General features: G+C 65.7%; 18 protein-coding genes. 6 read left to right on the plus strand and 12 right to left on the minus strand.

Annotated elements, in window-relative coordinates:
• Window positions 1-109: 109 nt before the first annotated feature.
• Window positions 110-463 (minus strand): TonB-dependent receptor, encoded by a 354-nt coding sequence (locus tag H7A19_19475; protein ID MCP5477015.1) that lies wholly within the window; start codon window positions 461-463, stop codon window positions 110-112.
• Complete coding sequence (locus tag H7A19_19480; GenBank protein ID MCP5477016.1) at window positions 457-2,565, minus strand: TonB-dependent receptor; 2,109 nt, start codon at window positions 2,563-2,565, stop codon at window positions 457-459. The genes H7A19_19475 and H7A19_19480 overlap by 7 nt, the downstream gene beginning before the upstream one ends.
• Window positions 2,566-2,804: 239 nt before the next feature.
• Here H7A19_19480 and H7A19_19485 point away from each other — a divergent pair, with 239 nt between their 5' ends.
• Both H7A19_19485 and H7A19_19490 read left to right on the plus strand, forming a co-directional pair.
• Window positions 2,805-3,101: a hypothetical protein gene (locus H7A19_19485; GenBank protein ID MCP5477017.1), complete on the plus strand. Its 297-nt coding sequence runs from the start codon at window positions 2,805-2,807 to the stop codon at window positions 3,099-3,101.
• 26 nt (window positions 3,102-3,127) lie between these two features.
• On the plus strand, window positions 3,128-4,192 hold the full coding sequence (locus H7A19_19490) for an AI-2E family transporter (protein MCP5477018.1): 1,065 nt from the start codon (window positions 3,128-3,130) through the stop codon (window positions 4,190-4,192).
• Between the two features lie 250 nt (window positions 4,193-4,442).
• On the opposite strand, the gene H7A19_19495 is transcribed toward H7A19_19490, so the two are convergent.
• Together H7A19_19495 and H7A19_19500 are read right to left on the minus strand one after the other, a co-directional pair.
• Window positions 4,443-5,135, minus strand: a complete 693-nt coding sequence (locus H7A19_19495; GenBank protein MCP5477019.1) for an SGNH/GDSL hydrolase family protein — start codon at window positions 5,133-5,135, stop codon at window positions 4,443-4,445.
• A 46-nt stretch (window positions 5,136-5,181) separates the two neighbouring features.
• Window positions 5,182-6,471 carry an aminotransferase class I/II-fold pyridoxal phosphate-dependent enzyme gene (locus tag H7A19_19500; protein MCP5477020.1) on the minus strand — a complete coding sequence of 430 codons (1,290 nt, stop codon included), beginning with the start codon at window positions 6,469-6,471 and terminating at the stop codon, window positions 5,182-5,184.
• 114 nt (window positions 6,472-6,585) lie between these two features.
• Between H7A19_19500 and H7A19_19505 the strand changes: the two genes are divergently transcribed.
• Together H7A19_19505 and H7A19_19510 are read left to right on the plus strand one after the other, a co-directional pair.
• Complete coding sequence (locus tag H7A19_19505; GenBank protein MCP5477021.1) at window positions 6,586-7,065, plus strand: tRNA (cytidine(34)-2'-O)-methyltransferase; 480 nt, start codon at window positions 6,586-6,588, stop codon at window positions 7,063-7,065.
• Between the two features lie 758 nt (window positions 7,066-7,823).
• Window positions 7,824-8,846, plus strand: a complete 1,023-nt coding sequence (locus H7A19_19510; protein MCP5477022.1) for a phosphotransferase family protein — start codon at window positions 7,824-7,826, stop codon at window positions 8,844-8,846.
• A 306-nt stretch (window positions 8,847-9,152) separates the two neighbouring features.
• Here the strand turns inward: H7A19_19510 and xerD are convergent, their stop codons facing one another.
• A complete protein-coding gene (gene xerD / locus H7A19_19515; GenBank protein MCP5477023.1) occupies window positions 9,153-10,091 on the minus strand; it encodes a site-specific tyrosine recombinase XerD in 939 nt (312 codons plus the stop codon).
• On the opposite strand from xerD, the gene H7A19_19520 reads away from it, so the two are divergent.
• The gene (locus H7A19_19520; GenBank protein MCP5477024.1) at window positions 10,090-10,509 is read left to right on the plus strand and encodes an RDD family protein; all 420 of its coding nucleotides are present in this window, start codon (window positions 10,090-10,092) and stop codon (window positions 10,507-10,509) included. The two genes, xerD and H7A19_19520, sit on opposite strands and share 2 nt — an antisense overlap.
• A gap of 406 nt (window positions 10,510-10,915) precedes the next feature.
• Here H7A19_19520 and hemC read toward each other — a convergent pair whose 3' ends face one another.
• From hemC to bioB, 3 genes are all read right to left on the minus strand, one after another.
• Window positions 10,916-11,824, minus strand: coding sequence for a hydroxymethylbilane synthase (gene hemC / locus H7A19_19525; protein ID MCP5477025.1), 909 nt, complete (start codon window positions 11,822-11,824; stop codon window positions 10,916-10,918).
• Between the two features lie 585 nt (window positions 11,825-12,409).
• Entirely contained in the window at window positions 12,410-13,624 is a 1,215-nt protein-coding gene (gene bioF, locus H7A19_19530; protein MCP5477026.1) for an 8-amino-7-oxononanoate synthase, read from the minus strand.
• 63 nt (window positions 13,625-13,687) lie between these two features.
• On the minus strand, window positions 13,688-14,698 hold the full coding sequence (gene bioB / locus H7A19_19535; protein MCP5477027.1) for a biotin synthase BioB: 1,011 nt from the start codon (window positions 14,696-14,698) through the stop codon (window positions 13,688-13,690).
• Window positions 14,699-14,963: 265 nt separating this feature from the next.
• Between bioB and H7A19_19540 the strand changes: the two genes are divergently transcribed.
• Window positions 14,964-15,686 (plus strand): ComF family protein, encoded by a 723-nt coding sequence (locus tag H7A19_19540; protein MCP5477028.1) that lies wholly within the window; start codon window positions 14,964-14,966, stop codon window positions 15,684-15,686.
• A gap of 307 nt (window positions 15,687-15,993) precedes the next feature.
• On the opposite strand, the gene H7A19_19545 is transcribed toward H7A19_19540, so the two are convergent.
• The 4 genes from H7A19_19545 to H7A19_19560 form a co-directional block, all read right to left on the minus strand.
• On the minus strand, window positions 15,994-16,911 hold the full coding sequence (locus tag H7A19_19545) for a class I SAM-dependent methyltransferase (protein MCP5477029.1): 918 nt from the start codon (window positions 16,909-16,911) through the stop codon (window positions 15,994-15,996).
• 92 nt (window positions 16,912-17,003) lie between these two features.
• A complete protein-coding gene (gene ubiE, locus H7A19_19550; protein MCP5477030.1) occupies window positions 17,004-17,780 on the minus strand; it encodes a bifunctional demethylmenaquinone methyltransferase/2-methoxy-6-polyprenyl-1,4-benzoquinol methylase UbiE in 777 nt (258 codons plus the stop codon).
• 232 nt (window positions 17,781-18,012) lie between these two features.
• On the minus strand, window positions 18,013-18,879 hold the full coding sequence (locus H7A19_19555) for an ABC transporter ATP-binding protein (GenBank protein MCP5477031.1): 867 nt from the start codon (window positions 18,877-18,879) through the stop codon (window positions 18,013-18,015).
• Window positions 18,880-18,951: 72 nt separating this feature from the next.
• On the minus strand, window positions 18,952-20,253 hold the full coding sequence (locus tag H7A19_19560) for an MFS transporter (protein MCP5477032.1): 1,302 nt from the start codon (window positions 20,251-20,253) through the stop codon (window positions 18,952-18,954).
• Window positions 20,254-20,517 lie beyond the last annotated feature (264 nt).

A 20,517-nucleotide genomic window follows, 5' to 3' on the forward strand; every position in this document is an offset into this window, starting at 1 on the left:
CATGTCCAGCCCCGGATCGCGCATGAATGCGCTCCCACAGGACGCTTGCACCCCTGTGGGAGCGGACTTTGTCCGCGATCGCCTCCCGAAGGCAATCGCGTGACCTCGATTACAGCTCGAAGTCGTATGTGACCCGCAGACCAAACTCACGCGGCCTGAGCACGTCCTGATAGTAGCGGCGCACCACCACAGGATCGCCGTTCTCGTCGCTGACGGTCTGCACATAGGGGCGCGAGGAGCGCACGCCGGTCACGGCGTACTTGTTCCACAGGTTCTCGGCGTACAGCTGCAGCGTCCACTGACCCGTCTTCACGATGGCCGAGGCGTTGTGCACCGAGAATCCCCCGAGCTTCTCGCCGTCGGCGCGGTTGCCGGTGCGGGTCAGGATGTTGCCGATCGCCGAGACGCCGTAGTTCAGGCGCAGATCCCAGTTGTCCATGACCGTGGTGTCATAGCTCAGCACCAGATTGCCCTGACGTTCCGGCGAGCCGGGCAGGCGATCGCCGGCGCGGCCGTCGATGTCGATGCGCGGGCTGAAACCGGGGGCACGATGGTGTTGAGCAGGGCCGGCGCATCCTTGCTGAGTTCGGCATTGGTGAAGGCCACGCTGCCGCGCAGAGTCAGCTGATCGCTGAGCAGGGCATCGAAGGACAGCTCCAGGCCACGACTCTCGGCGCCCTTGCCGTTGAGCGTGATCGGCAGCGCCGCGTTGTCGGTGGTGCCGGCCAGCTGCGGGTCTTCCCACTTGATGTAATAGACCGCGCCATTCAGGGTCAGCCGGCGATCCAGCCACTGGCTGCGGATGCCGAGCTCGTAGTTGGTGGTCTTGTCCGGGAAGTACTGCAACTCGTCGGGCAGCGCGCAGGCGATCTGGTTGGAGGGCAGCGGGTCTGGACACGGGGCCACACCATTGGAATTGCCGATGCGGTAGCCCTCGCTGATGGTGGCGTAGCCCAGCAGATCCGGGGTGAACTGGTAGGAGGTGTTGATCTTGAACAGCGAGCCGGTGTCAGACTGGCCGCCGTTCTCGAAGTCCAGGTTGATGTCGTTGGGGCCGGCATCGCCGAAGATCGAGTTGAACAGCGGCAGATCGATGGCGTCCTGGGTCTTCAGCTTGTAGTCGTACCAGCGCGCGCCCACGGTGACCTGCCACTGGTCGGTGAACTCGTAGCCGACTTCGCCGTAGATCGCCTGCTCCTCCAGCTTGGTCTTGTTGACCGAGAAGTACTCGAGGTTGTCCGGTCGGTTGCCACCGAGGTACTCGGGGTATCCGGGCGTGAATTCGCGACTGGCCGAATAGGAATTGAGGCGATTGTAGAAGGCGCCGACGATCCAGTTCAGCGGGCCGTCGTCGGTGGAGACCAGGCGCAGCTCCTGATTGAAGGTGTCTTCGTTCTGATCCTCGCGGGTGAAGGCGCTGAAGCTGGGGAAGGCTTCGTAGCTGTATTCCAGCGTGATCAGCAGATCGGTCTGGTCGCGCTGGCCGCGCTCGTCATAGGTGGAATAGCCGGTGGCGCTGGTCAGTTCGGCAAAGCCGAGATCTGCCGTGATTTCCAGTGCGGCCAGGTCATTGGTGCGATCGTTCGGCTCTTCATAGCGATGCGCCGATTCATAGCGTCCGGTGCCGAAGGCAACGCGGTGATTCTGGGTGCGGCCGCCGACTTCCTGATCCTGATAGTAGTAGGTCAGGTTGGCATCGATGGCATCGCTGGGCTGCCAGCGCAGACCCACGCGTCCGCTCAGGGTCTGCTGGAAGTCGGCATCCTTCTTGCGACGCAGGTTGGCGGCCACATCGGCCGGGTCGCTGAAATCCGGATTGGGGGTGGAGACACCGGGTTCGCGCACCAGATAGTTGTAGTCGATGAAGCCGGGATCATCCAGATAGTCGACACTGGCGCGCAGCGCGAAGGTATCGGACAGCGGCAGATTGGCGGTGAAACCACTGGTATAGCCGACGCCATCGCTCTCGCTCAGGCCATAACCGCTGCCGCGAAGCTGCAGCTCCCTGCCATCGAAGGTGGGGCGCTTGGGGATATAGCGAATGGCGCCGCCGAGCGTGCCGGCGCCGTAGAGCGTGCCCTGGGGCCCGAGCAGCACTTCGACGCGTTCCATGTCGTTCAGGCGCAGGTCCACATACAGCGGAATTTCACCGACATAGGTGGCGACCGTGCCACCGCCGCCATTGCCCAGTGCTTCGGACGCGGCGACCGGATCGGCGTTGAGGCCGCGCACGATGATCTGGTTGCTGGAGCGACCGCCCTGATCGAGCACATACAAGCCCGGCACGGTGCGGCCGAGCTCGGCCAGGCTGCCGACGCCCTCTTCGCTCAGGGTGTCACCGGACAGTGCAGTGATGTTGATCGGCACGTCCTGCACGCTGGCAGCGCGGCGGGTGGCGGTGACGGTGATGGTGTCCAGCTGTGCCGCCTCGTCGACGGCTTGGGCCATCGCCGGGGCAGTGGCAAGCAGCGCTCCCTGGGTCAGCACGGCCGACAGGGCCAGTGCCAGACTGCGCTTGCGCGGCAGATGTCGGGCGCGAGCACGCGCCGTGTTCGATTGATTCATTCTCGGTCTCCAGCAAGTCGATCAGCGGGGCTACTCGGGGTGGTAGGGTTTACCCAATCTGAACCGAGTGTTCGCACAATATCCGATTCGTCGCAATTCACCCACCCTGTCTGAGGTCATCGGTCAGCTGCCTGTTCGCGCGGTCCGGCGCACTCGCGAGGAAAGTCCGACAGGCCGCTGGCCCCCTCCATGCATTCCGGGCTAGATTGCAGCTTCCACCATTCTGTTGGGGAAGCGTCATGCGCCGTCGTATCACTCGGGTTGATCCACTGTCTGCTTCGCGTGTACTGGCACTGTTGCTGTTCGTGCAGGGCTTCGTGATCGGGGCGCTGGCTTTTGCGCTGAAACTGTCCGGCCTCGATCTGCCGCTGCCGTTCACGCCCTTGCCCGGCGCCACCACGGTGACCCTGCTGTTCTGGACGCCGCTGGGCTTTGGTCTGGTGGGCGTGATCTCCGGCGGCATCCTGGCCTATATCTACAACTGGGTGGCCAGCCGCTTCGGTGGCATCGAGTACGAGATGGAAAAGAGCCCCTGAGGCGCTGAGCCTTGGAACGCCAGCGACTGATCGAACTGCTGTTTGCCGCTGCTGCGGTGAGCTTCCTGGTGGTGGGCTGCTTTCTGGTGTTGCGGCCCTTCCTGTCGGCGCTGATGTGGGCCGTCATTCTCTGCTACGCCAGCTGGCCCTTCTATCGCTGGCTGGTGCGCAAGCTCGGTGGCCGGCGTTCGCTGACCGCGATCCTGATGACCTGTGGGGTGGCCGCCATTCTGGTGCTGCCCTTTGTGATCGTCGGATTCACCCTCGCCGAAAACGTCAGCGACTGGGTCACGGCGGTCAAGGAATGGGTGGGCCGCGGGCTGCCGCCACCACCGGCCTGGGTTTCCGAGCTGCCGATGTTCGGCGCCGAGCTCGCCGCGCGCTGGCAGGCGTTGAACAGCGAGGCGGCCTTGGCCGATCTGGTCAGGCTGATCATCAATCCAATGCGCGATGCCGCACTCAGCGGTGGCGCCATGCTCGGGCGCGGCTCGCTGGAGTTGGGACTGTCGGTGTTCATCGCCTTCTTCGTGTTCCGACGCGGCGACGAACTGGCGCAAGGATTGCAGCAATCGCTGACGCGACTGATCGGATCGCGTGCTCGCCAGTTCATCGACGTGGCCGGCGGCACCATCCAGGGCGTGGTCTACGGCATTCTCGGCACGGCTTTGGTGCAGGGATTGCTGGCCGGTTTCGGATTCCTGATCGTCAGCGTACCCGGCGCCGTGTTCCTGGGCCTGCTGACTTTCTTCCTGTCCCTGGTGCCGATGGGCCCGCCGCTGGTTTGGGTGCCCGTGGTGGTCTGGCTGAGCACCAATCACCATATCGGCGCCGCCGTGTTCATGGCCATCTGGGGATTCTTCGTGGTCAGCGGCATCGACAACATCATCAAGCCCTATCTGATCAGCCGCGGCTCGCGGATGCCCTTTGTACTGGTCTTCCTCGGTGTGATTGGCGGCGTACTCGCCTTCGGCTTCCTCGGCGTATTCCTGGGGCCGGTCCTGCTGGCCGTGGGCTACACCCTGCTGCTGGCCTGGAATCGCGGCGAGGCCATCGATGACAGCGAGGAAGTACCGGTCAAGACGGTGGGCTGACCGACGCCAGGTGCCGCTGGGCCATGGCACAACGAACAAGGGCTTTCTGTCCGCAGATGTCGCCGATCAAGGCGGATAGCCTGCTGCGCGTAGCCCGATGTGCCGCGCAGTGGCTCACCGGGGCTTGTCGCATCACCGCCCGGAGAGCGCTACGCGCACGTCGGGCTACACCGGCCATCACCCCGCTTGAACACGGCGGCCATCGGCGTCATCTGCGGATAAAGGCTTCTGCCCGTCGCCGGTACCAGCCCTACTGGTCTGCCTGCGCCGCGCCCAGCGCGCGTTGGGCTGCGGGCAGCGCCCGTTCAGCCCAACGGCCATAGTCGATGGCGCTGGGATGCAGGCCATCGGCCGCCAGCAATTCGGGACGGCTCTCGGCTTCGCGGGTGAGGTCGGTGATATCGACAAAGCTGGCGCCGGCGCCTTGCGTCAACGCCAGCGCAGTGGCGTTGTAGGCATCAATCTGTGCGCCGACTCTGGCGGCGTCCCGATCATGTGCCCGGGCAAAGGGTGTGCGCCCCCAGTCGGGAATGGACAACACCACAACGCGTTCGGCATGGCCGCCGGCGTAGCTGATGGCACGCGCCAGCAGGGCTGCAAAGCCCTGGCGATAACTGTCTGGCGAATGCCCTCGGTACTGATCATTGACGCCGATCAGCAGCGTTACCAACGAATAGGGCGGGCTCGGCTTAAGGCCGAATTCGCCCTCGGCAAGTTCGACGCTGGCGCCACGCTCTGCCGCCACCAGCGCAGCTTCAAGCTCGCCCGTGGTCCAGCCTGTGCGGGCGAAGATCTGTGCCGGCAACAGCTTCAATCCACGCTTTCGCAGTTCCCCAGCCAGCTGATTGGGCCAGCGCGCCGTTGCATCCACGCTCTCGCCGATGCTGTAGGAATCACCCAGCGCCAGATAGCGCAGTGGCGGTTCCGGATCACCGACCAGCATGGACAAGGCCAGGATGGCGCCCGGATTCATGGCCTTGGGAGTGGTCTCAAGCCACCTGGGCCACGCGCGGCTGGGCCCCTTTGGCCAGCGTGCCGGCGAAGGCGTCGATGCTGTCGATGACCCGCTCCATCACGGCGGCCTCGGGCAGCAGCGTGATTCGGAAGTGATTGCGATAGGGCACATTGAAGGATGAGCCCGGCACGATCAGGATCTGACGCTGATCGAGCAGATCCAGCGCGAACTGTTGATCGTCGAACTGCGGCATGGCGCTGGTGTCGACACCGACGAAGCCGTACAGCGCGCCCATCGGCGCCACCACCCGCAGATGCGCACTGCGTGCAACCGACCGCAACATCGCGGCACGGGTCTCGTACAGACGCCCACCCGGCTGGCACAGCGCGGTGTGCGTATCCGGACCGCGCAGCGCCGCCGGAATAGCCCACTGGCCCTGGACATTGCTGCACAGGCGCAGGGCGGCGAGCAGGTCGAGGCTGCGCAGGTATTCACGCGCGGCCTGCACGCGGCCACTGGTGACCATCCAGCCCACCCGATAGCCACAGGCGCGGTGCACCTTGGACAATCCACTCATGGTCACGCACAGCGTGTCCTTCACCAGCGGCGCCATGCTGTGAAACCGGGCGCCGTCGTAGAGCAGTCCCTCGTAGATCTCGTCGCTGAACACCACCAGGCGGTGCTTCTCGGCCAGCGCTGCAATCTGCTGCAGCAGCGGCTTCGGATAGACCGCACCGTTGGGATTGTTCGGATTGATGATCACGATGGCGCGCGTGCGCGGCGTGATCATGCGCTCGATTTCGACAGCGTCCGGCAGACCCTGGCGCTCGGGCGGACAGGGATAGTGCACCGGCCGGCCATCGTTGAGGATGACCGCGGCAGTCCACAACGGATAGTCCGGCGCCGGCACCAGTACTTCGTCGCCCGGATTCAGCAGTCCACGCAAGGACAGATCAATCAGCTCGCTGACCCCGTTGCCAACAAAGACATGGTTGGTGTCGACGCCGGCACAGCCGCGTGCCTGCATGCTCTCGGCGATGGCATCGCGGGCTTCGGTCAGGCCCTGCTGGTGGCAATAGGCCTCGCTGTCGCGCAGATGTTGGGCGATGGCTTCGCGGATGTGATCGGGCGCATCGAAACCGAATCGCCCGGGATTGCCGATATTCAGGCGAATGATGGGCTTGCCCTGCTGCTCAAGTTCGAGCGCGCGGGCGTGCAAGGGGCCGCGTATGTCATAGCGGACATCGGCCAAACGCTCGTTGTGAGGGATCGGGCGAAGCATGGGTCGGCAATTCGTGAAGGTGGCTGCGAGCGTACCCCGCATTCCGTGGAGCGCTCAAGGGAGACAGCGGGCAAGGAAGCGGGTTTTCGCGGCAAATCCCGGGCAGGAGGTAGCATTCGTCGCCCGGCTACCGCCGCCGTGCACCGAGGGCCAGCGATGTTGCACATCATTCTCCACCAGCCCGAAATCCCGCCGAATACCGGTAATGTCATCCGGCTGGCGGCCAACACCGGCGCCTCGCTGCATCTGATCGAGCCGCTGGGCTTCGCGCTGGACGATGCCCGTTTGCGCCGCGCGGGTCTGGATTACCACGAATACGCCAGTGTGCGCAGCTGGCCGGATCTGAACGCCTGCATGGCGCATCTGGGCCAACCACGCTGCTTTGCCCTGAGCAAATTCGGCCAGGCTTCGCCCTATCAGACCCGCTTTGCCGACGGTGATGCGCTGCTGTTTGGCTGCGAGACCCGCGGCTTGCCGGACGAGGTGCGTGCGCAGTTTCCGCCCGAGCGTCTGTTGCGGCTGCCGATGCGACCCGGTTCGCGCAGCCTGAATCTGTCGAATGCCGTGGCGGTGGTGGTTTATGAAGCCTGGCGCCAGCTGGAATTTGCAGGTAGTGCCGTAGCAAACGACGGCTGAGCGTCGCGCATTTGCCAGATCTTGCGGCTGGCCGGAGGGCGCCAATCAGTGTCCGCGAAGGACGCAAAGGACGCCAAGAGAAGCTGCAGAAGAGAACGTAGGTCACGTTGCCCGCAGGGCTACTGACATGGTCATGCCGGTCGCGCCCATCCCCAAACGGCAAGACGCGAAGTGGCGAAGGGAAAGCTGACTGTGAAAAACAAGACCCCCGCGCGTCGGCCCCGGTGCGACGCGCGGGAGTCTTTCCCCAGCAGCAACGGCCCCCAGGCCCAGAACTGCGGGACATCTGTCGCAAGGCCTGTGCCAGCGGCTGAAAAGTGGATAAGGCATTGATTGAAATGAGCATTGCTGCAATCTGCGTTTGCTGCAGTGCACAAACGCGGTGCAGCTGAGAGCGGCATGCGCCAGTTGCGGGCATGTTTTCTTCGGTTGTCGGTTGTCGGTGGAGGGCGCTGAGCACAGGGCGACACACGAACACAGATTTGACCCGCGACAGCTTCATTGCGAGCGTAGCGAAGCAATCCAGGCTTGTCGGCGACGCTTCTGGATTGCTTCGCTGAGCCCGCCATGACCCAGGTTCCGCAACGCCCGCCCCTGTGGGAGCGGGCTCTGCCCGCGACAGCTGCTGCGCCAGACCGGAGTCGCCATTCGCGGCTGAAGCCGCTCCCACAGCAGCCTGCATGGCCCGGCATGCCTATCGCAACCAGCAACCGACCGCCGCGGCTATGCTCCACGCTGGCCCCATCAAGGCAACCCGCATGACTGATCCCTTTGCTCTGCCCGAATCCGCGTTGGCCGACTATCTGTCGCAGCAGGTGCCCGGCTTCGCCGGCCCGCTGCGCGCCAGCAAATTCAAGGGCGGGCAGTCCAATCCCACCTATCTGATCGAGGCAGCCTCGGGCAGCTATGTGCTGCGCCGCAAGCCGCCCGGCACGCTGCTGGCTTCAGCGCATGCGGTCGATCGCGAGTTCCGGGTGCTGAGCGCGCTGGCCGACACGCCGGTGCCAGTCGCGCGGCCGCTGCATCTGTGCAGCGACGACAGCGTCATCGGCTCGATGTTCTACCTGATGAGTCATGTACCGGGGCGGATCTACTGGGATCCGTCACTGCCGGAGCTGACGCCGGCGCAGCGTGGTGCCATCTTCGATGAAATCCTGCGCGTGCTGGTGGCGCTGCACGCGGTCGACGTGCAGGCCGTGGGTCTGGGCGAATACGGCAGGCCCGGGAACTACTTCGCCCGACAGCTCAAACGCTGGACCGAGCAGTACCGCGCCAGCGAAATCGAGCGGATCGAGGCCATGGAGGCGCTGATCGGCTGGCTGGAGGCGCATGTGCCGGCCGATGACGGAGCCGTGGCGCTGGTGCATGGCGACTGGCGTATCGACAACCTGATCTTCGATGCCCAGATGCCGACCATCCGCGCCGTGGTCGACTGGGAGCTGTCCACGCTGGGGCATCCGCTGTCGGATCTGGGTTATTTCTGCATGGCGCTGCGACTGCCGCGCAATCCGGTCATTCCCGGTCTGGCCGGCATCGATCGGGCCGAGCTCGGCTTACCTAGCGAAGCCGCCATCATTGCCCGCTATGCCGAGCTGAGTGGCCGCCAGCCCCAGCATTGGCCTTTCATCCTGGCTTTCAATTTCTTCCGCCTCGCCGCCATCGCCCAGGGCGTGGCCAAGCGCGCCACCCAGGGCAATGCATCGAACACCCGCGCGGAGGAAGTGGGGCGCATGGTGCCGGTGGTGGCGGCGCTGGGAATGGCAGCCGCGAGCGAGGGCTAGGTCTACGCCGGGTGCAAGCAAAGGCCAGCACGCGAAGGACACGAAGGAAAAGCAGAAAGGTCACGAAGGAAAAGCAAAAAGGTAACAAAGAACATTCCGTGAACGCTCTTGATTTCCTTCGCGTTCTTTCTGCTTTTCCTTTGCGTCCTTTGCGTCCCGCTTCTGGCCGCTACGTGCCTCAGTGGTGGCTGGTCGCCGTAGTGGGGCAGCGTGCGTCACGTAGCCCGCTGCGCGGCCAACGTGACCTACCTGACTGTAGCAGGCACCCTGGCCTTCCCCCGTGCCCCTTTCCCCGTGCCCCGTGACTCACGCCCGCGGATGATGCTTGCGGTGCATGGCTTTCAGCCCTTCGCGGGCGACGTGGGTGTAGATCTGGGTGGTCGACAGATCGCTGTGACCGAGCAGCAGCTGGACCACGCGCAGGTCGGCGCCGTGGTTGAGCAGATGGGTGGCGAAACTGTGGCGCAGCGTGTGTGGTGACAGCGTGCCCCGCACGCCGGCCAGCAGCGCGTAGCGCTTGATCAGCAGCCAGAAGCCCTGGCGGGTCATCGCCGTGCCGCGTTGGGTGATGAACAGCGCCGGCTCGGGGCGCGGATGCAGCACTGGCCTGGCCTCGCGCAGATAGCTCTCGATCCAGTGCTGGGCCTCGTCGCCGAGCGGCACCAGGCGCTCCTTGCTGCCCTTGCCGCGTACCCGCAGCACGCCCTGAGCCAGACTGATCTGCTCTCCGCGCAGCCCCACCAGCTCGCTCACCCGCAAACCGGTGGCGTAGAGCAGCTCCAGCATGGCCTTGTCGCGCAGACCCAGGGCGGTATCGAGGTCCGGTGCCTTCAACAGCGCTTCCACTTCCGACTCGGTGATGGCCTTGGGCAGCGAGCGTGGCAGCTTGGGCGTGGACAGGTCCAGCGCCGGGTCATCACTGCGCAGACCCTGTTCGACCGCCCACAGATAGAACTGTTTCAGCGTGGACACCAGCCGCGCGCCCGAGCGCGGTTTCATGCCGGCGCCATGGCGGACCGACAGATAGTCGAACAACAATCCGCGATCGGCCGTGGCCAGCGCGCTCCCGCGTGAGACCAGCCAGCCTGCAAGGCCGCGCAGATCGGCGCCGTAGCTGGACAAGGAGGCCTTGGCCAGGCCGCGCTCGGCCCAGGCCTGATCGAGAAAGCGCGCGATCAGCTTCTGATCGGAGACGCTCGGCTCACTGCTATCGTTGTCGGATTCTTTGTCCAAGATGCTGCGCATGCGTACTCTGGAATCAGCCCGTTGGTGGAAACGCCTGCTGGCCATCGTATACGACACGCTGATCCTTGCGGGTCTGCTGATGGTGGTCGGCTTCGCCGTGCTGGCGGCCAATGGCGGCAAGGCCGTGCCGCCGAGCACGATCTGGTATCAGCTGCTGCTGCTGCTGGTGATCTGGGCCTATTTTGCGTTGTCCTGGTGGCGTGGTGGCCAAACCGTCGCCGCGCGCGCCTGGAAGCTGGAAGTGCGCGACCTGGAAGGCAACTACCCGAGTCTGGGCCGCGCCAGCCTGCGCGCGATGCTGGCGTTGTTCTCGATAGGCCTGGGCGGACTCGGCCTGCTCTGGTGCCTGATCGACCCCGAGGGTCAGAGCGCCCACGACCGCTTGAGCCGTACCCAGTTGCTGCAGGAACGCCTTTAGAGCTGGTTGTCGGTTGTCGGTGTCGGTGTTGGAAGAAGCCTGCTCACGCTGAGACGCTGAGACGCGGAGACGCGGAGACGCGGAGACGCGGAGACGCGGAGAAAGCGGAGAAAGCGGAGAAAGCGGAGAAAGCGGAGAAGGTCCAACGCCAGCGGTGTCAGCCTTGGCAGGTGCCATCTTGCCCGAAGGGCTACGTGACGTGCTCTGCCGCTCGATTGATGAAGAGGAGGGGCGGGCTGGGCTCAGAAGCAGGACGCAAAGATCACGAAGGAAAAGCAGAAAGATCGCGAAGCAAATCCAACAGCGGCACTGGCCTTCCTTCGCGATCTTTCTGCCTTCCTTCGCGTCCTTTGCGTCCTGCTCTTGTGTGGACAAGCGAGCGGCGCAAGCTGAGCTACCGTCGCAGCTACAGCCCCAGGAGTTCGCCGGCGCCGGCGGCGAGCAGGGCGTCGGCGACGGTTTCGCCGAGCGCCACCGGTTCACCCAGCGGCCCGGTGCCCTGGGCGCGGACGACGCGGCCGCTGGCGGCGTGGCCGACCAGTCCTTGCAGATGCAACTGCTTTCCATCGATGGCCGCCAGTGCGCCGATCGGGACCTGGCAGCTGCCGCCCAGGCGTCGATTGAGCGCCCGCTCGGCATCGATCCTTGCCGCCGTGCCCTCATGATGCAGCGCGCGGACGCGCTTGATCGTGGCGAGATCGCCCGCTCGGGTCTCGATGCAGATGGCGCCCTGGGCCGCTGCCGGCAGCCAGTCCGGCACGCTCAGGCTGGCCCGGATGCGGGCATCGAAGCCCAGGCGCTTCAGGCCGGCCACGGCCAGGATGATGGCGTCGTAGTCGCCGGCATCGAGCTTGGCCAGACGGGTGTTGACGTTGCCACGCAGATCGCGCACCTGCAGATCCGGTCGTCGCGCCTTGATCTGGGCATGGCGGCGCAGGGAGGAGGTGCCGACGACGGCGCCGGGCGGCAGCGCGTCCAGATCGGCATGGCGGTTGCTGACGAAGGCATCAGCGGGGTCTTCGCGTTCGAGTATCGCCGCCAGTTCGAAGCCGGCATCCAGCTCCACCGGCACATCCTTCAGCGAATGCACCGCGATGTCGGCCTCACCGCGTTCCAGCGCCAGTTCCAGCTCCTTCAGGAACAGACCCTTGCCGCCGATGGCCGACAGCGAGCGATCCAGTACCTCGTCGCCGCGCGTCGACAGCGGCACCAGTTCCACCACCAGATCCGGGTCCAGCGCGCGCAAACGCGCGGCCACATGTTCGGTCTGCCACAGGGCGAGTTGACTCTTGCGGGTGGCGATACGCAGCAGCATGCGAGGGTTCCGGCAGGGATCAGAGCCCGGAGTAGAGAGCAAAACGGGCTCGGGGGAAAGTTCGGGGGCTGGAACTGCCTCGTCGAAGGCTTGATGGCCGGGCCATGCTCGCTTCACGGCAAGGCTGGAGCAGGGGCAGGACGCGAAGGACGCGAAGGAAGAGCAGCAAGGACGCGAAGTTTGGGCGGTTGTGGAAGGTGTCGTTTCGAGCCATCCAATTGGGCTGGATTCGAACACGGGCCATGATCCACGCGCAGCCTGCCTTTGTAGGTCCAGACTTGTCTGGACCCACAAAAGCCCGCTTTGACGCCCAAGTACGCCGGGTCCGCGCGCCCGGGTGCTTGGGGAAACACGCAATGCCAGCCAGCGCGCGGCGCCCGGCAGGGCTGGCCGCGGCCGCCGACGCGAACGACAACTGACGCACGATCTGATTCGTCGCGCGCCGGAGCCGCGCTACCTCACTTTGGAGGGCGCCGCGCCGCGGCGCCGCTCTGCTGCGGCAAGTGATCAAGAGCGGCCGCGCAGGCGCGCTGCCCTCCTCAAGACCGCTCCGATCCAGGCGAGTCGCGGTCACGTGCCCGCAGCTCAGCGCCGTCCCAGTGCCCCAAGCAGAGCCTCGACATCCTCGACCCGATGCGCCGCGCTCAGGCTGATGCGCAGACGCGCACTGCCGGCCGGCACTGTCGGCGGGCGCACGGCGGGGCAATGGAAGCCCGCGGCCTGCAGGCGTTCGGCGCACTGCAGCGTGGCTGCGCTGTCGCCGATCACCAGCGCCTGGATCGGCGTCGGCGACGGCAACAGCTGCCAGCCGAGCGCACTGGCGCCGGTCCGAAACTGGTCGATCAGCTGGCCCAGGTGGGCGCGCTCGGCGTCGGCCCCGCGGGCGAGTTCGACTGCAGTCACCATCGCCCGCGCCAAGGCTGGCGGCAGTGCCGTGGTGTAGATGTAGCCACGGGCGCGATTGATCAGCGTGTCGATGAGCAAGTCGTCAGCGGCAATCACCGCACCGAAGCCCCCCAGCGCCTTGCCCAGCGTGCCCATCCAGATCGAAATTTCGCTGGCGCCGAGACCGGCAGCGGCGCAGGCACCGCGCCCCTGTGGCCCGAGCACGCCCACCCCATGCGCCTCGTCGACCATCAGCGCGGCATGCTCGCGCCTGGCCAGCGCCGCCAGTTCGCTCAGCGGTGCGAGATCGCCGTCCATGCTGAACACCGCGTCGGTGACCAGCAGGGCGCGACGCTGCGACTTGGCCTCAAGCAGTCTGGCCGCCGCCGCCGCATCGGCATGGGCATAGCGACGCAGATCGGCACCGGCAAGTCGGGCGCCGTCGAGCAGGCAGGCGTGGTTGAGCTGGTCCTGCACGCACAGATCATGGCGACCGAGCACGGCACCGAGCGTGCCCATCGCGGCCATGTAGCCGGTCGAAAACAACAGCGCCCGCGGATAGCCGATCCAGTCCGCCAGCGCCTGCTCCAGCGCCTGATGATGATTACGATGACCGCCGAGCAGATGGGAGGCGCGCGCGCCCACGCCTTCGCCCGCAGCCCTGGCATAGGCCGCGATCAGGCGTGGATGTCCGGCCAGACCGAGATAGTCGTTGCCGCCGAAATCGACCAGTTCGCGGCCATCGAGGTGGATGTGTCCGGGTCGGCTGGCGCTGGCCGCGCGCACGCGCCGCTGCAGGCTGGCTTGCAGCCGCTGCTGATGTTGCTGGCGCAGGCGCGCGGCGAAGTCCGGGCGTGGGCTCGGATTCACGCGTATGGCTGCCGGCCAGCGGCATCTGGATGGGCCTGGTGGCATCCGAAGCGAGAGCAGCGGCGCAGGCGCGCCGCCCTCCAGGAGCCGGGAACGCGGCTCACCGGCTCAGCTGCAGTGTTCGGGGCGTTCGCCGCACGCAGCTGCAGGTGCAGTGGCCTCGCCCGGTGCGACACCGAGCCCCACCAGCCCCAGACGCTCGAACAACGTGCGGTCGGCCTCGACCTCCGGGTTGCCGGTGGTCAGCAGGCGCTCGCCGTAGAAGATCGAATTGGCACCGGCGAGAAAGCACAGGGCCTGCAGCTCGGCGCTCATCTGCTCGCGACCGGCCGACAGCCGAACCACCGAGGCCGGCATGGCGATGCGGGCCACGGCGATGGTGCGCACGAACTCGAAGGCATCGAGCTCGGCGGCATCACCCAGGGGCGTGCCGGCGACCCGTACCAGCTGGTTGATTGGCACCGACTCCGGGTGCCGTGGCAGCGTGGCCAGCGCCTGCAGCAGACCGACCCGGTCGCTGCGCGCCTCGTTCATGCCGACGATGCCACCACAGCAGACCTTCATGCCGGCATCGCGCACCGCGCCCAGTGTCTGCAGACGATCATCGAAGGTGCGGGTGCTGATGATCTCGCCGTAGTACTCCGGGCTGGTGTCCAGATTGTGGTTGTAGTAGTCGAGCCCGGCATCGGCCAGCCTGCGGGCCTGATCGCCACGCAGCATGCCGGCGGTGACGCAGGTTTCCAGACCCAGCTCGCGCACCGCCTCGACCATCTCGATGACCGCATCCAGATCCTTGTCGCGCGGGCTGCGCCAGGCCGCGCCCATGCAGAAGCGCGTGGCTCCCGCGGCCTTGGCCTGCGCCGCATGCTCGCGCACGGTCGCTAGCGGCAACAAGCGTTCAACCTCCAGCCCGGTCTTGAAGTGCGCACTCTGCGGACAATAGGCGCAGTCCTCCGGGCAGGCGCCGGTCTTGATCGAGAGCAGCGTCGAGATCTGCACCTCGCGCGGATCGAAATGCTGCCGATGCACGCTGGCGGCCTGGTGCACCAGATCCAGCAGCGGCAGGTCGAACAGGGCGGCCAACTCCTCGCGGGTCCAGTCGTGGCGAATGCTGCTCATGGGCGGGCTCAGGTCTACGGACAAGGGCGCGATTCGACGGCATGGGGGCCGGGGAGTCAACTACGGGGCACGGGAAAGGGGGCACGGGAAGAGCGGGGCTTCGCGCTGTTGTGGGTTCGGACTTGTCCGAACGCTCTTGGCCGGATCAACCAAAGCGTCCAGACAAGTCTGGACCCTATCAAGAGCCGAACCCCGTAGCCTTTCCCCCGTGCCCCGTGCCCCGTGCCCCGTGCCCCGTGCCCCGTGCCCCGTCTAGACTCCAGCCATGCCCTGGCTTGCTCCTCTCGCCCGCCTGATCGAACGCTTCAGCGACCTGCTGCTGGCGCCGGCTTGTGTGCTCTGTGGTGTGGAAGCGGCGGGGTCTCGGCTGTGTGCGGACTGCGTGGCGCTGCTGGAGCACAGCGGTACGGCCTGCGCGCGTTGCGCGGAGCCCTTGCCGGTGGCCACACCGCTGTGCGGCAAGTGCCTGAAACGGGCGCCGGCCTTTGATGCTGCCTGGGCGGGTTTCATCTATCGCGCGCCTTTCGATCATCTGGTGCAGCGACTGAAATTCAACGACGCCTTGTCCGTGGGCCGGGCGCTGGCGCCGATCTGGAGTGCCGCACTGCGCTCGCGCCTTGACGCGCATTCTGCGGAGATGCCGCAGGCGCTGATCCCGATTCCCCTGCACCGCTCACGGCTGCGTCAGCGCGGCTACAACCAAGCGCTGGAACTGGCCCGGGAACTCGGGGTTGCCCTGCAGTTGCCGGTGTTGCCGCAGGCGCTGCTGCGCCAGCGAGCCACTGCACCCATGCCCGGACTCGATCTGATCGCACGTCGGCGCAACATCCGCGGCGCCTTTGCCGTGGGCAAGGCCCGCCTGCCCGCGCGCGTGGCCCTGATCGATGATGTGATGACCAGCGGCGCGACCTTGAACGAGGCCGCGAAGACGCTGAAACGCGCCGGCGTGGAGCGGGTCGAGGTCTGGGTGCTGGCGCGCAGGCCGTAGCGGGGCACGGGATACGGTACACGGGAGGCTGGGTCTGGTGCGCTTGGGCCAGGTTCGGAGCGGTCTTGAGGAGGGACGCGCGCCTGTGCGGCCGCTCTTGATCTCCGCTCAGCGCAAAGCGACGCCGCAACGCGGCGCCCTCCACAGCAACGGCCCACTCACCATGAACCGGTGAAGCAAATCCTTGACGCCAGCGCTTGTGGGTCCAGACAAACCTGGACCCACAAGAGCCCGAAGCCGTTAGCCTTTTCCCGTGCCCCGTGCCCCGTGCCCCGTGCCCCGTGCCCCGTGCCCCGTGCCCCGCGCCTTACTCCGCCGGCTTGACGAACTTCAGGGTCATGCGGTCGGACTCGCCCATGGCCTGGTACTTGGCCTGGTCGGCTTCCGGAACGTCCTTCATGTTCAGGCCCGGCGGCAGAGTCCAGACACCATTGGGGTGATCCTTGGTGTCGGCCGGGTTGGCATTGATCTCGCTCTTTTCTGCCAGCTTGAATCCTGCTTTCTCCGCCATCTCGATGACCATCGCTTCCGGGAAATAACCCGTCTTGGCAACGTCCTTGAGCTCGCGGGTATCGTCAGCCGCTGCTCGGTGCTCCACCACGCCAAGTACGCCGCCCGGCTTGAGCACGTTGTAGAAGCCCTGGAACATGCCCTGCACCGAATCATTGCCCACCCAGTTGTGGACATTGCGGAAGGTCACGACCAGATCGGCCGAGCGGTCTTCGCCAAAATTCGGCGCGCTCATGTCGAACTCCAGAACCTCGGCGCTGCCATAGGCCTCGGCATTGCCGGCCAGCTTGTCGCGGAAACCCTGGTTGCTCTTGGCGTAATACTCCTTGGCGCGCTCGTTGCTCACGCTCTCGGGATTGATGATGGCGGCGACGTAGCTGCCCTCATCCTTCAGCGCCGGGGCCAGGATTTCGGTGTACCAGCCGCCGCCCGGGGTGATTTCGATCACACGCTGACCGCTGTTCAGCCCGAAGAACTCCAGGGTCTGGCGCGGGTGGCGGAAACCGTCGCGGGCGGCGTTGGCTGGATCGCGCTGCGGACCGGCGATCACCGCGTCCAGTTTCGCCAGGAACTCGGGAGAGGACGCCGCCATGGGTGGTGTCGCCGGTGCCGGTGCAGGAGCCGGTTCCGTGGCCGGAGCCGGTGCCGGCGCAGCGGCCTGCTGCGGCGCTTCGGAGGACTGGCAAGCCGCCAGCGTGAGCATCAGGGCGGACATCAGCAAGGTCTTGCGCATGAACGGTCTCCAGTAGGAATCGAGGTCGCGCGTTTTAGCACAGTGTGCGTCAACGGGCGACGAAAGCAGTCAGATCAGATGGCGTAACCGGAATGGATGGCAACGATGCCGCCCAGCAGATTGCGGACACTGACCCGCTCCAGGCCGGCGGCCGACATCAGTTCGGCCAGACGAGCCTGATTGGGGTGCTTGCGGATGGATTCGGCCAGATAGCGATAGCTGGCTTCATCCTTGGCCACCACCTTGCCCAGCAGTGGCAGCACGCCAAAGGAATAGGCGTCGTAGACCGGCTTCAGCAGCGGCTGGCGCACTTCCGAGAATTCGAGCACCAGCGCGCGACCACCGGGACGCAGCACGCGGCACATCTCTGCCAGCGCCCTGGGTTGGTCGGTGACATTGCGCAAGCCGAAGGCAATGGTCACCAGATCGAAGCTGTCATCGGGGAAGGGCAGCGCCTCGGCGTTGATCCGGGCGCAACTGATGCGCTTCGAATGGCCTTCATCCAGCATGCGGTCGCGACCGCGCACCAGCATCTCGGCGTTGATGTCCGAGAGCACCACCATGCCCTTGTCGCCAACGAGGGGCGCCATCAGGCCGGAGATATCGCCGGTACCGCCGGCCAGATCGAGCACCCGATCGCCGGCGCGCAAGCCTGCGGTGGCCACGAAGTGACGCTTCCACAGCCGATGCAGGCCCAGCGACATCAGATCGTTCATGACGTCGTAGCGCGAAGCCACCGAGGTGAAGACCTCGCCGACCAGCGACTGCTTCTCGGCGACGGCGACGTCGCGGTAGCCGAAGTGAGTGGTTTGTTTTTCCATGGGTACAGGATACGCGAGTGCGGCGGGCATCAGGCACCAACAAGAGCGTTGTCCGCCAAGGACGCGGAGGACGCAAAGAATGGCAAAGACATGCTCAAGCAGCCATTCGTGCAGGGCTCGCCGGACACAAGGGCTCGCCGGACATACGCTGAGGCTGCTTCACGCGATCCGGACGCAGAAGCACAAACCGCCATCGCTCTCTTTCGCGTCCCTTGCGGAAGCAAAGCCCTCGCTTGCCGCCTCGCGTAACGCCCGGCGCACCTCAAACGCTGGTCGGATTCTCCAGCTCGTCGACGATGTCGCGCACCTTGAACACGGTGTCGATGAACTCGGGCTCACGCTGCATGTCCTTGGCTGGGCGATCCGGATGCGGCATCGGCATCTGGTGGAGGATGGTGCCGGGGGCGCGCGACATGATCAGCACCCGATCGCCCAGGTACACCGCTTCCTCGATCGAGTGGGTGATGAAGAACACCGTCGCCTGCTGTTCGCGCCAGAGGCTGATCAGCAGGTCCTGCATGGCGTAACGGGTGCCGGGATCGAGCGCGCCGAAGGGCTCGTCCATGAGGATGATGCGTGGCTTCAGGATCAGCGTTCGGGCGATGGCCACGCGCTGGCGCATGCCGCCGCTCAGCTCGTGCGGATACTTGCGGGCATCGGTCGAGGAATTCAGGCCGACCTTCTCGATCCACTGCATGGCGCGTTCGTGGCGCTCGGCCAGTGGCACGCCGCGGCACTCCAGGCCAAAGGCGATGTTGTCGACCACCGAAAGGTGATCGAAGCTGGTGTAGTCCTGAAACACCATGCCGCGATCGGAGCCAGCACCGTCGACGGCCCGTCCGAACACGCGCACGCTGCCGCTGGTGGCCGGGTGCTGCGGCGTCAGACCGGCGATCAGGCGCAGGATGGTGCTCTTGCCGCAACCTGAAGGGCCGAGGATGGCGACGAACTCGCCGTGATCGGGGCGGTCCTCGACCACGAAATTGACGTCCTTGATCGCCGTGTAGGCGCGCGGCCCTTCGCCGTAGGTCTTGGTAACGTTCTTGAACTCGACCACATTGGGCGCCGCCGGCGCGCTGACTGCAGGTGCAGCGGCAGGGACAGCAGTGGTGGCAGCTTCAGTCGACATCGGCAGCAGGCTCTGAGCGACAAGTCCTACATGATGGCGCGCTGGCGGCCCGGCGACAAATGTTGTTGCGAATCAGGCTTGCCCGAGTGCCACCTTGCGCCCGCGTTCGACATCAATGCCGTAGACCACGATCAGGCCAAACACGAAGAACAGGCCGGTACACAGCATCGCCAGGCGATGGTTGCCGGCAAATACCAGCGTGGCCAGACCGTAGCTGATCGGGCCGATGATCGTTGCCAGGCGCACCGACAGGCTCCACAGGCCGAAGTACTCGGCGACGCGATCCGCCGGCGCCAGGTAGCCGACCATGGCGCGGCCAGCCGACTGCGAGGCGCCCATGGCAATGCCGGCGAGATTGGCCGCCAACCAGAACACCGGTCGGGTGGTGGCAAAAAAGGCCAGCAGTACCATGGCAATCCACAGCCATAGCGACAGCATCAGTGCGCGGCGATGGCCGATGCGGTCCTGCACCCAGCCAAAACCGAAGGCACCCACGGCGGCAGTCACGTTCACTGCCAGGATCAGCTTCAGGTTGTCCTCGGTGGTGAATCCCATGGCGGCCTCGGCGTACACCGCCGCGAGTGCGACGACCACGGCGACGCCGGCCTGATAACCGGCAATGGCCACCAGCAAACGGCGCAGATCGGCCAGATGGGCGCCCTCGCGCCAGGTCTGCATCAATCTGGCGGAGGATTCCCGAAGCAGGGATCCTGAAGCCATCTTGGCCTTGTCCGGGTGCGGGCCATGCTCTCTCAGTGCCAGAAAACTCGGCATCGCCGCCAACAGGAAGAACACGGCGGTGATGGCCATGCAACCGGCGACGAAGTGCTCGGCGCTCTCGCCGCGCTGCTGCGCGCCCTGCACGTAGCCCAGACACAGCGCCAGCGCGGCGAGGCCACCGCCATAACCCAGGGACCAGCCGTAGCCGGAGAGCCGCCCCATGGCTTCCGGGCGCGCAATCAAAGGCAGCCAGGCTGCAATCAGCCCTTCTCCCAGACCAAAGCCCACGGCCGATACGACGATGAAGAAGATGCCCAGCGCAACATCGCCCGGGCCCACCCACATCAGGCCAAGCGTCCCCAACACGCAGGCCAGCGTGCTGGTCATCAGAAACGGCTTCTTGCGCCCGCGTGCGTCGGCGGCCGCTCCGGCCAGCGGACCGAGAATCATCACCACCGCGGCGGCGAAGGAGACCGCAATGGTCAAGGCCAGCGTGGCCCAGGGCTTGCCTGCCGCCACGGTGGACACGAAGTAGGCACTGAACACCGCAGTGGACACCACCGTGGTGTAACTCGAATTGGCAAAGTCGTAGAAGGCCCAGGCCCAGAATTCACGACGGCGCACATCGGGCAGCAACAACGGGCGTAGCGACATGCCGGAATCCATCCTCAAAATGACGGCGAAGGATGCCACGGGGAGGCACGAGGGCACGAGGGCGCGGGACTCGGGACTCGGGACTCGGGATCAGGGACTCGGGATCAGGGACTCGGGATCAGGGACTTGGGGCCGGCCTTCAGGTCGGCGTCATTGCGAGGAGCGCAGCGACGAAGCAATCCAGCGCATCGCCACACGCCCCTGGATTGCTTCGCTACGCTCTCCATGAGCCCATGTCCTAAGTCATTGAATTACCATATTCCG

It is taken from the genome of Rhodanobacteraceae bacterium, assembly GCA_024234055.1.
Classification (GTDB): domain Bacteria; phylum Pseudomonadota; class Gammaproteobacteria; order Xanthomonadales; family SZUA-5; genus JADKFD01.